Genomic DNA, 11541 nt, shown 5'->3' on the forward strand with positions numbered 1-11541 from the left:
ACTGGGCGTCAGTCAACGACACACCCAGACCAACGATCCGATGATCTGAAAGAAACGGCCTAGTCCCGCGCCTCCGCCAGCAGCTTCTGGATGCGGCTCACGCCCTCGACGAGGTCCTCGTCACCGAGCGCGTACGACAGCCGCAGGTAGCCCGGTGTGCCGAAGGCCTCGCCCGGGACGACCGCGACCTCGGCCTCCTCCAGGATCAGCGCGGCCAGTTCGACGGTGTCCTGCGGGCGCTTGCCCCGGATCTCCTTGCCGAGCAGCGCCTTGACCGAGGGGTAGGCGTAGAACGCGCCCTCGGGCTCCGGGCAGACCACGCCGTCGATCTCGTTGAGCATCCGCACGATGGTCTTGCGCCGCCGGTCGAACGCCTCGCGCATCGTCGCCACGGCCTCCAGGCCGCCCGAGACGGCGGCCAGGGCGGCCGCCTGGGCCACGTTGGAGACGTTGGAGGTGGCGTGCGACTGGAGGTTCGTCGCGGCCTTGACGACGTCCTTCGGGCCGATGACCCAGCCCACCCGCCAGCCGGTCATGGCGTACGTCTTCGCCACACCGTTGACCACGACGCACTTGTCACGCAGCTCGGGCAGGAGCGCCGGCAGGGAGACCGCGGCGGCGTCGCCGTAGACCAGGTGCTCGTAGATCTCGTCGGTGAGCACCCACAGGCCGTGCTCGACGGCCCAGCGGCCGATCGCCTCGGTCTCGGCCTCGGAGTACACCGCGCCGGTCGGGTTGGACGGGGAGACGAAGAGGACGACCTTCGTCCGCTCGGTGCGCGCCGCCTCCAGCTGCTCCACCGAGACCCGGTAGCCGGTGGTCTCGTCCGCGACGACCTCCACCGGGACACCGCCGGCCAGGCGGATGGACTCCGGGTACGTCGTCCAGTACGGCGCCGGGACGATGACCTCGTCACCCGGGTCGAGGATCGCGGCGAACGCCTCGTAGATGGCCTGCTTGCCGCCGTTGGTGACCAGGATCTGGGAGACGTCGGGCTCCCAGCCGGAGTCGCGCAGCGTCTTGGCGGCGATCGCGGCCTTCAGCTCGGGCAGGCCGCCGGCCGGGGTGTAGCGGTGGTACTTGGGGTTCTTGCAGGCCTCGACGGCCGCCTCGACGATGTAGTCCGGGGTCGGGAAGTCGGGCTCGCCGGCGCCGAAGCCGATCACCGGACGCCCGGCGGCCTTCAGGGCCTTGGCCTTGGCGTCCACGGCGAGGGTGGCGGACTCGGAGATCGCGCCGACTCGGGCGGAGACCCGGCGCTCGGTGGGAGGGATTGCAGCGCTCATGCGGCCCATCGTTCCAGACCGGAAATACCCCCGGCACACGGGTTTCACAGACTGGGCAGCCGGCGGCCGAGGGGTGAACACGGGTCCGAATCCGGCCCCCGGCCAGGACGATCTTCCTTTCCGCGGCCCCGACGGGCACTTTCTGTTCGACGCCGGGCCCCGGACCACGTACACTCTCACCTCGTTGGCCTCTCGACGGCCGCCGTCGGGCCGGTGCACATCGGGCACCCGGTCGGATGCGGTACGTTGGGGGACACACAAAGGGTCGTAGCTCAATTGGTAGAGCACCGGTCTCCAAAACCGGCGGTTGGGGGTTCAAGTCCCTCCGGCCCTGCTACACACACCGCCAGGATGTGTGCGCATGTACGTACAGCAATGCACCGCCGTGCGGCTCAGAAACCGGGCGCGGCACGGCCACGACCCGGGATCAGGTGAGGACTATGACGGACGCCGTAGGCTCCATCGACACGCCTGACGCCCAGGACGAGGTGCCCGAGTCCAAGAAGGCCCGCAAGGGCGGAAAGCGCGCCAAGAAGGGCCCGCTGAAGCGCCTCGCCACCTTCTACCGCCAGATCATCGCGGAGCTCCGCAAGGTCGTCTGGCCGACGCGCAACCAGCTGACGTCGTACACCACCGTGGTGATCTTCTTCGTCGTCATCATGATCGCTCTGGTGACCGTGATTGACTATGGGCTCGACCACGCGGCCAAGTACGTCTTCGGCTGAGCCAAAAGCGAAGGGCGCCGTGGTACCGGCGCCCCTTTTCGCATGTTCCACCCCTATGTATCCAGGAAGAAGCAGCCATCGTGTCTGACCCGAACCTGAACGACGACGCCGCAGAGCCCCGCGGGCTGGCTGCCGAGACGGTGGACGACGAGCTCGACATCGTCGAGGGCGCGGACGACCAGGACGAGTTCGAGGCTGCCGAGGCCGAGGCGGGGGAGCCGGCCGAGGAGGCCGCCGTGCACGCCGAGGACGCCGAGGACGAGGACGAATCCGAGGACGAGGGCGAGGGCGACGAGGCCGCCGAGGAAGCCGTCGCGGAGCCCGCCGAGGCCGAGCCCGTCGCCCCGGTCGACCCGGTCCAGGCGCTGCGCGAGGAACTGCGCACCCTGCCCGGCGAGTGGTACGTCATCCACACCTACGCCGGTTACGAGAACCGCGTGAAGACCAACCTGGAGCAGCGCGCCGTCTCGCTGAACGTCGAGGACTACATCTTCCAGGCCGAGGTGCCGCAGGAGGAGGTCGTCCAGATCAAGAACGGCGACCGCAAGACCATCAAGCAGAACAAGCTGCCGGGTTACGTCCTGGTCCGCATGGACCTGACCAACGAGTCCTGGGGCGTCGTCCGCAACACCCCGGGCGTCACCGGCTTCGTCGGCAACGCCTACGACCCCTACCCGCTGACCCTGGACGAGATCGTCAAGATGCTCGCCCCGGAGGCCGAGGAGAAGGCCGCCCGCGAGGCCGCCGAGGCCGAGGGCAAGCCCGCCCCGCAGCGCAAGGTCGAGGTCCAGGTGCTGGACTTCGAGGTCGGCGACTCGGTCACCGTCACCGACGGCCCGTTCGCCACCCTCCAGGCGACCATCAACGAGATCAACCCCGACTCCAAGAAGGTCAAGGGCCTGGTCGAGATCTTCGGCCGCGAGACCCCGGTCGAGCTGTCCTTCGACCAGATCCAGAAGAACTGAGCACACGCCCCGGAAGCGCCCCGCCGGTGAACACCGGTCCGGGGCGCTTCCGCCGTGTCCGGCCCGCGGTCGCCGTACTGGCGCCGCTGGTCCTGGCGTACGCCGTCTGCGTCCCGGCGGCCTGGCAGCGCATCGCACTGCGCGGCGCCGAGCCGGTCGCGGCCACCTTCCACGACGGATCCTGCCTCCTCGGCGGCTGCACGGTGACGTACTCCGTCGCGGGGGAGCGGGTCACGGCCGGTCTGCCGGCGGGCACGCGCGCGTGGGGCCGCACCGAGGGCGACACCGTGTCCGTGCGCGTCGCGCCCGGCGAACCGGGGCGGGTGGCGCTCGCCGCCGACACCGGGCGCGGGGTCGTCGCCGCGCTGCTCGCCGTGCCGGTGGGGGCGACCCTGCTCGCGTTGCTCGCCGCGGCCGTGCACGTGCTGCGCGACCGGCGCCCCGGAGAACCCACGAGGGACGCCTGACCTGGGGGATTTCTTGTCTCGTGGGGACAGCGGCTATCGTTGTGCGGTATGCCATCTGCGGGATCGTGCAACGGCATGGATCCGGAGTCGCAGACGGCCATCAACCTCTCAGTAAGGACCCGGAGAGAGCATGCCTCCCAAGAAGAAGAAGGTCACGGGGCTCATCAAGCTCCAGATCCAGGCCGGCGCCGCCAACCCGGCTCCGCCGGTCGGCCCGGCGCTGGGTCAGCACGGCGTCAACATCATGGAGTTCTGCAAGGCCTACAACGCCGCGACCGAGTCGCAGCGCGGTTGGGTCATCCCGGTGGAGATCACGGTCTACGAGGACCGTTCCTTCACCTTCGTCACCAAGACGCCGCCGGCCGCGAAGATGATCCTCAAGGCCGCGGGCATCGAGAAGGGCTCCGGCGAGCCGCACAAGACCAAGGTCGCCAAGATCACCGAGGCGCAGGTCCGCGAGATCGCCCAGACCAAGATGCCCGACCTGAACGCGAACGACCTGGACGCCGCCGCGAAGATCATCGCCGGTACCGCGCGTTCCATGGGCGTCACGGTCGAGGGCTGAACCCCACCTTCGTAGCAGTCATGCGGCTGCCTGCATTTCGCGGCCGCACGTGGCAGGGCCTGCTCGGCCCAGGGACCACGACTCCTTTCAGAACACACAGGAGCAAGTTGTGAGCAAGCGCAGCAAGGCTCTCCGCGCTGCGGACGCCAAGGTCGACCGGGAGAAGCTGTACGCCCCGCTCGAAGCCGTCCGTCTCGCCAAGGAGACCTCCACGACCAAGTTCGACGCCACCGTCGAGGTCGCCTTCCGTCTGGGTGTCGACCCGCGCAAGGCCGACCAGATGGTCCGTGGCACCGTGAACCTTCCGCACGGCACCGGTAAGACCGCCCGGGTCCTGGTCTTCGCGACCGGCGACCGTGCCGAGGCCGCGCGTGCCGCGGGCGCCGACATCGTCGGTGCCGACGAGCTGATCGACGAGGTCGCGAAGGGCCGTCTGGACTTCGACGCCGTCGTCGCCACCCCGGACCTCATGGGCAAGGTCGGCCGCCTCGGCCGCGTCCTCGGCCCGCGTGGTCTGATGCCGAACCCGAAGACCGGCACCGTCACCCCCGACGTGGTCAAGGCCGTCACCGACATCAAGGGCGGCAAGATCGAGTTCCGCGTCGACAAGCACTCGAACCTGCACTTCATCATCGGCAAGGCGTCCTTCGACGACGACAAGCTGGTGGAGAACTACGGCGCCGCGCTGGAGGAGATCCTCCGTCTGAAGCCGTCCGCCGCCAAGGGTCGCTACATCAAGAAGGCCGCCATCACCACCACGATGGGCCCCGGCATCCCGGTCGACCCCAACCGCACCCGCAACCTCCTCGTCGAGGAGGACCCGGCCGCCGTCTGAGCCCCGGCTCAGCGCGGTAGCCGCGTCAGGGACGCGTAAACCACAAGGGCGGGCCCTGGAACCTCTCCGGTTCCGGGCCCGTCCTTTGTGTGTACGGCCTTTCCGTCAACGGCCTTTCGCAGGACTGTCAGTGGCCTGGGTTACGGTGCAGGCACAGGACACGCATTAGGGGTGGGACTAGATGAAGAGCACGACCGTGCGCCGGGTGACCCTTTCCATCGCGGTGGTGGCCGCGCTGACCGGAGTGGCCGCCTGCGGCTCCTCCGACTCCGACAAGGGCGGCGACAAGGGCGGTGACAAGGCGGCCGGCAAGGGCGCGATACACCTCAGCCCGATCGCCGCGCTGCGGTCCGTCGAGAAGACCACCGACCAGGCCGACTCGGCGAAGGTGCGCTCCACGACGTCCCTCGGCGACCTCATGTCGATGACCGCGAACGGCGCCCTCACCTGGAGTGACGGTCTCAAGGGCAACCTGACCATCACCTACACCGGTGGGCAGATGGCCGAGCTGATGAAGAAGGCCGGCACCCAGTCGATGGAGGCCCGGTATCTGCCGGACGCCTACTACGCGCACATGAGCGAGAAGTACGCCCAGCAGGCCGGCGGCGGCAAGCACTGGATCAAGTACTCCTACGACGACCTCGCCAAGCTCGGCGGCGCGTCCGGGTCGTACATGAAGGACCAGATCCAGAACGCCACCCCGAACCAGTCCGTGAAGATGCTTCTGGCCTCCGGTGACGTGAAGAAGGTCGGCGAGGAGAAGGTCTCCGGCGTCCAGACCACGCACTACTCGGGCAAGGTCGACGTCGCCGACCTCGCCGACAAGACCAGCAACCTCGACGCCGACCAGATGGCCGCCCTGAAGAAGCAGCTCAGCCAGGCCGGGGTCACCACGGAGACGATCGACATCTGGGTCGACGACCAGAACCTGCTGGTCAAGAAGACCGAGAAGGGCAACACCGCCAACGGCGTGATGACCAGCACCGCGTACTACTCGGACTACGGCGTGAAGGTCGACGCCGAGGCCCCGCCGGCCGGTGACACCAAGGACTTCGCGGACATGATGAAGTCCGGCGGCATGGCCACGGGCGGCACGGGCACCGCCTCCTGAGCCTGAGCGAGCCTTAGCGAGCCTGGGCCTGGGCCTGGGCTTGGTTCTGAGGCGGCCGGCGTCCCCCGGGCTCCCCTGAGCCCGGCCCACGGCCACGCAGCGCCGTGCGGCACGCCGGCCGGCTCCCGGGCAGCCACAGACCCGGCCCGGGACCGGCGAACGGTCCGATTTGCTCTGTGGGGAGCCGGTCCCGTACTCTCTGGAGGAAGCCAAAGACCGCTGGTCGTTGCCGTGCGCTCGAATGAGGGCGCGGTGGCCGAAGGATCCGCTGAAAAGTGGGCGACCCGCGCAGGTGACTGTGGAAGTACTCCCGGAGTGCGCGCCGAGCGTGCGTAAGACCGGTCGAGTCCGCCCCGTGCGCCTGCGCCGGGGCGTTTCGTTTTCCCCAGTCCTCCTTCGGGTCCGCGCGGTCCGAATCACCCGGAAGGAGGCCGAGGCTCTATGGCGAGGCCCGACAAGGCTGCCGCGGTTGCGGAGCTGACGGACAAGTTCCGCAGCTCCAACGCCGCCGTGCTGACCGAGTACCGCGGTCTCACCGTGGCGCAGCTCAAGACGCTGCGCCGGTCGCTCGGTGAGAACGCCCAGTACGCCGTGGTGAAGAACACGCTGACCAAGATTGCGGCCAAGGAGGCCGGGATCACGCTGGAGGACCAGCTCTTCGCTGGCCCGACGGCCGTCGCCTTCGTCACCGGTGACCCGGTGGAGTCGGCGAAGGGTCTGCGTGACTTCGCCAAGGAAAACCCCAATCTCGTCATCAAGGGCGGTGTCCTTGACGGCAAGGCGCTGTCCGCCGACGAGATCAAGAAGCTTGCGGACCTCGAGTCCCGCGAGGTTCTGCTCAGCAAGCTGGCCGGTGCCTTCAAGGCGAAGCAGTCCCAGGCTGCTTCCGTCTTCCAGGCGCTGCCGTCGAAGCTCGTCCGCACCGTGGACGCGCTGCGCGCCAAGCAGGCCGAGCAGGGCGGTGCCGAGTAATTCGGCTCGCTTTCTGATCCGCGCCGCCGGCGCGGGTCGCAGCGGGCCGACGTACGCCCGCCTTATCCAGTACATCCGGCACCTGCCGATTTGAGTGGAAGGACCGCCATCATGGCGAAGCTGTCCCAGGACGAGCTGCTTGCCCAGTTCGAGGAGATGACCCTCATCGAGCTCTCCGAGTTCGTGAAGGCCTTCGAGGAGAAGTTCGACGTCACCGCCGCCGCCGCCGCGCCGGTCGTCGTCGCCGGTGGTGCCGCTGGTGGCGCCGCCGCCGAGGCCGAGGAGGAGAAGGACGAGTTCGACGTCATCCTCACCGGTGCCGGCGACAAGAAGATCCAGGTCATCAAGGTCGTGCGTGAGCTGACCTCGCTGGGTCTGAAGGAGGCCAAGGACCTCGTGGACGGCACCCCGAAGCCGGTCCTGGAGAAGGTCAACAAGGAGGCCGCTGACAAGGCCGCCGAGGCCCTCAAGGGCGCCGGTGCCTCCGTCGAGGTCAAGTAAGACCTCAGCGAGCGCCACAGCGGCCCGCTAGGGCTGTAACGCGAACGCACCGAAGGGCGATCATCCATCCGGGTGGTCGCCCTTCGGCGTTCCCCGGCCCGGCGAGGGCTGCCTTGCACCTGTGTTCGTGCGGGGTAAGGTGATCTTCGTCGTGTCTCCCGAAGGGCCGGTTCCGGCAAGCAGCTCTTGACGAACCGCACGCAGCGCGCAATTCTCAGGACGCGTCGTCACAAGGATCCGAATCCGAGGCATGGATCGACGACGAAGAGGGCAGTATCAACGTGCGTTGAGGGCAGGATGCCGAGGGCGTTGACAGAGGCGTTGAGCACAACGAGGGTCTTCGAATACCCGCACTGGACATCAGTGTGCCAAGTGGCTACACTGACCCTTTGCGCTGCCTGTTAGCTGTCCCCTGCCCGTCGCCAGGGGTCTGCCCTCACTTGAGCACAGTCGACCGAACCTCCCTGACCTGGGGTTTCCGTCTCTGTGTACAGGAGAGGGACCGGTACGCGCGTAGTGAGTCCGAGCCCTCGGAAGGACCCCCTCTTGGCCGCCTCGCGCACTGCCTCGACCGCGAATACGAACAACGGCGCCAGCACCGCCCCGCTGCGCATCTCCTTTGCAAAGATCAAGGAGCCCCTTGAGGTTCCGAACCTGCTCGCGCTGCAGACCGAGAGCTTTGACTGGCTGCTCGGCAACACCGCCTGGCAGACTCGGGTCGAGGAGGCTCTGGAGAACGGTCAGGACGTCCCCACCAAGTCCGGTCTGGAGGAGATCTTCGAGGAGATCTCCCCGATCGAGGACTTCTCCGGGTCGATGTCGCTGACGTTCCGGGACCACCGCTTCGAGCCGCCGAAGAACTCGATCGACGAGTGCAAGGAGCGCGACTTCACGTACGCCGCCCCGCTCTTCGTCACCGCCGAGTTCACCAACAACGAGACCGGTGAGATCAAGTCCCAGACCGTCTTCATGGGCGACTTCCCGCTCATGACGAACAAGGGCACTTTCGTCATCAACGGCACCGAGCGTGTCGTGGTGTCGCAGCTGGTCCGTTCCCCCGGTGTCTACTTCGACTCCAGCATCGACAAGACATCCGACAAGGACATCTTCTCCGCCAAGATCATCCCCTCCCGGGGTGCCTGGCTGGAGATGGAGATCGACAAGCGCGACATGGTCGGTGTCCGCATCGACCGCAAGCGCAAGCAGTCGGTCACCGTGCTGCTGAAGGCGCTCGGCTGGACGACCGAGCAGATCCTTGAGGAGTTCGGCGACTACGAGTCGATGCGCGCCACCCTGGAGAAGGACCACACCCAGGGCCAGGACGACGCGCTGCTCGACATCTACCGCAAGCTGCGTCCGGGCGAGCCCCCCACGCGCGAGGCCGCGCAGACGCTGCTGGAGAACCTCTACTTCAACCCCAAGCGCTACGACCTGGCCAAGGTCGGCCGCTACAAGGTCAACAAGAAGCTGGGTACGGACACCCCGCTGGACGCGGGCATCCTGACCGTCGAGGACATCATCGCGACGATCAAGTACCTGGTGAAGCTGCACGCCGGCGAGACCGAGACCACCGGTGACAACGGCGAGACGGTCGTCGTCGAGACCGACGACATCGACCACTTCGGCAACCGCCGCCTGCGCAGCGTCGGCGAGCTGATCCAGAACCAGGTCCGCACGGGTCTGGCCCGTATGGAGCGCGTCGTGCGCGAGCGCATGACGACCCAGGACGTCGAGGCGATCACGCCGCAGACCCTGATCAACATCCGGCCGGTCGTCGCCTCCATCAAGGAGTTCTTCGGCACCAGCCAGCTGTCGCAGTTCATGGACCAGAACAACCCGCTCTCCGGGCTGACGCACAAGCGCCGTCTGTCGGCGCTCGGCCCCGGTGGTCTGTCCCGTGAGCGGGCCGGCTTCGAGGTCCGTGACGTGCACCCCTCGCACTACGGCCGCATGTGCCCGATCGAGACGCCCGAAGGCCCGAACATCGGTCTGATCGGCTCGCTCGCCTCCTACGGCCGGGTCAACGCGTTCGGCTTCGTCGAGACCCCGTACCGGAAGGTCATCGACGGCCAGGTCACCGACGAGGTGGACTACCTGACCGCCGACGAGGAGGACCGCTTCGTCATCGCGCAGGCCAACGCGCCGCTGACCAGCGACCTCCGCTTCGAGGAGAGCCGCGTCCTGGTCCGCCGCCGCGGCGGCGAGGTCGACTACGTCGGCCCCGAGGACGTGGACTACATGGACGTCTCGCCGCGCCAGATGGTGTCGGTCGCGACCGCCATGATCCCGTTCCTTGAGCACGACGACGCCAACCGCGCCCTCATGGGCGCGAACATGATGCGTCAGGCCGTCCCGCTGATTAAGTCGGAGGCCCCGCTCGTCGGTACCGGCATGGAGTACCGCTCCGCCGTCGACGCCGGCGACGTCGTCAAGGCCGAGAAGGCCGGTGTGGTCCAGGAGGTCTCCGCGGACTACATCACCACCGCCAACGACGACGGCACGTACATCACGTACCGCCTGGCCAAGTTCGCCCGCTCCAACCAGGGCACCTCGGTCAACCAGAAGGTCATCGTCAACGAGGGCGACCGCGTCATCGAGGGCCAGGTCCTCGCCGACGGCCCGGCCACCCAGAACGGCGAGATGGCCCTCGGCAAGAACCTGCTCGTGGCGTTCATGCCGTGGGAGGGTCACAACTACGAGGACGCGATCATCCTGTCGCAGCGCCTCGTGCAGGACGACGTCCTCTCCTCGATCCACATCGAGGAGCACGAGGTCGACGCCCGTGACACCAAGCTCGGCCCCGAGGAGATCACCCGGGACATCCCGAACGTCTCCGAGGAGGTCCTCGCCGACCTCGACGAGCGCGGCATCATCCGCATCGGTGCCGAGGTCATCGCCGGTGACATCCTCGTCGGCAAGGTCACCCCGAAGGGTGAGACCGAGCTGACCCCCGAGGAGCGCCTGCTGCGCGCGATCTTCGGTGAGAAGGCCCGTGAGGTCCGTGACACCTCGCTGAAGGTGCCGCACGGTGAGACCGGCAAGGTCATCGGCGTGCGCGTCTTCGACCGCGAGGAGGGCGACGAACTGCCGCCGGGCGTGAACCAGCTGGTCCGCGTCTACGTCGCGCAGAAGCGCAAGATCACCGACGGTGACAAGCTCGCCGGCCGTCACGGCAACAAGGGTGTCATCTCCAAGATCCTGCCGATCGAGGACATGCCGTTCCTGGAGGACGGCACCCCGGTCGACATCATCCTCAACCCGCTGGGTGTGCCGTCCCGAATGAACCCGGGACAGGTCCTGGAGATCCACCTCGGCTGGCTCGCCAGCCGTGGCTGGGACGTCTCCGGCCTGGCCGACGAATGGGCCCAGCGCCTGCAGGCCATCGGTGCCGACAAGGTCGCCCCGCGCACCAACGTCGCCACCCCGGTCTTCGACGGTGCCCGCGAGGACGAGCTGGCGGGTCTGCTGCAGCACACCATCCCGAACCGCGACGGCGAGCGCATGGTGCTCCCGTCCGGCAAGGCGCGGCTGTTCGACGGCCGTAGCGGTGAGCCGTTCCCGGACCCGATCTCGGTCGGCTACATGTACATCCTGAAGCTGCACCACCTGGTCGACGACAAGCTGCACGCCCGTTCGACCGGCCCGTACTCGATGATCACCCAGCAGCCGCTGGGTGGTAAGGCCCAGTTCGGTGGCCAGCGGTTCGGTGAGATGGAGGTGTGGGCACTCGAAGCCTACGGCGCCGCTTACGCGCTGCAGGAGCTGCTGACCATCAAGTCCGACGACGTCACCGGCCGCGTGAAGGTCTACGAGGCCATCGTCAAGGGCGAGAACATCCCCGAGCCCGGCATCCCCGAGTCCTTCAAGGTGCTCATCAAGGAGATGCAGTCGCTCTGCCTGAACGTGGAGGTGCTGTCCAGCGACGGTATGTCCATCGAGATGCGCGACACCGACGAGGACGTCTTCCGCGCCGCGGAGGAGCTCGGTATCGACCTGTCCCGGCGCGAGCCGAGCAGCGTCGAAGAGGTCTGACGGGAGTCCGGCGGGGCCCCTGACCGACCAGGGGCCCCGCCGACCCCCAGGCCCCCGTACAGACCACAGACTTACGACCCTG

Annotated in this window: 10 protein-coding genes and 1 tRNA gene; 10 read left to right on the forward strand and 1 reads right to left on the reverse strand. The window is 67.8% G+C overall.

From position 1 onward, the window contains the following. Positions 1-59: 59 nt before the first annotated feature. Positions 60-1286, reverse strand: a complete 1227-nt coding sequence (locus ABD350_RS21430) for a pyridoxal phosphate-dependent aminotransferase (RefSeq protein WP_344349861.1) — start codon at positions 1284-1286, stop codon at positions 60-62. A gap of 261 nt (positions 1287-1547) precedes the next feature. On the opposite strand from ABD350_RS21430, the gene ABD350_RS21435 reads away from it, so the two are divergent. The 10 genes from ABD350_RS21435 to rpoB all read left to right on the forward strand — a co-directional run bounded on the left by ABD350_RS21435 (position 1548) and on the right by rpoB (position 11459). Beyond that, positions 1548-1620: transfer RNA gene (locus ABD350_RS21435), tRNA-Trp, on the forward strand. Positions 1621-1726: 106 nt separating this feature from the next. Next, positions 1727-2011, forward strand: coding sequence for a preprotein translocase subunit SecE (secE, locus tag ABD350_RS21440; protein WP_030601348.1), 285 nt, complete (start codon positions 1727-1729; stop codon positions 2009-2011). 80 nt (positions 2012-2091) lie between these two features. Continuing rightward, positions 2092-2976: a transcription termination/antitermination protein NusG gene (nusG, locus tag ABD350_RS21445; protein ID WP_344349863.1), complete on the forward strand. Its 885-nt coding sequence runs from the start codon at positions 2092-2094 to the stop codon at positions 2974-2976. Between the two features lie 26 nt (positions 2977-3002). Further along, the gene (locus tag ABD350_RS21450; RefSeq protein WP_344349864.1) at positions 3003-3443 is read left to right on the forward strand and encodes a hypothetical protein; all 441 of its coding nucleotides are present in this window, start codon (positions 3003-3005) and stop codon (positions 3441-3443) included. A gap of 130 nt (positions 3444-3573) precedes the next feature. Further along, positions 3574-4008: a 50S ribosomal protein L11 gene (rplK, locus tag ABD350_RS21455; RefSeq protein WP_023547415.1), complete on the forward strand. Its 435-nt coding sequence runs from the start codon at positions 3574-3576 to the stop codon at positions 4006-4008. Between the two features lie 109 nt (positions 4009-4117). Further along, the gene (gene rplA / locus ABD350_RS21460; RefSeq protein WP_344349866.1) at positions 4118-4843 is read left to right on the forward strand and encodes a 50S ribosomal protein L1; all 726 of its coding nucleotides are present in this window, start codon (positions 4118-4120) and stop codon (positions 4841-4843) included. Between the two features lie 181 nt (positions 4844-5024). Continuing rightward, on the forward strand, positions 5025-5954 hold the full coding sequence (locus ABD350_RS21465) for an SCO4651 family lipoprotein (RefSeq protein ID WP_344349867.1): 930 nt from the start codon (positions 5025-5027) through the stop codon (positions 5952-5954). A 441-nt stretch (positions 5955-6395) separates the two neighbouring features. Beyond that, positions 6396-6926, forward strand: coding sequence for a 50S ribosomal protein L10 (rplJ, locus tag ABD350_RS21470; RefSeq protein WP_030601305.1), 531 nt, complete (start codon positions 6396-6398; stop codon positions 6924-6926). Between the two features lie 111 nt (positions 6927-7037). Next, positions 7038-7427 (forward strand): 50S ribosomal protein L7/L12, encoded by a 390-nt coding sequence (rplL, locus tag ABD350_RS21475; RefSeq protein WP_086697259.1) that lies wholly within the window; start codon positions 7038-7040, stop codon positions 7425-7427. A 546-nt stretch (positions 7428-7973) separates the two neighbouring features. Then, positions 7974-11459, forward strand: coding sequence for a DNA-directed RNA polymerase subunit beta (gene rpoB / locus ABD350_RS21480; protein WP_030778446.1), 3486 nt, complete (start codon positions 7974-7976; stop codon positions 11457-11459). Positions 11460-11541: the final 82 nt, after the last annotated feature.

This window comes from Streptomyces nogalater (assembly GCF_039532885.1).
Lineage (GTDB): Bacteria > Actinomycetota > Actinomycetes > Streptomycetales > Streptomycetaceae > Streptomyces > Streptomyces nogalater.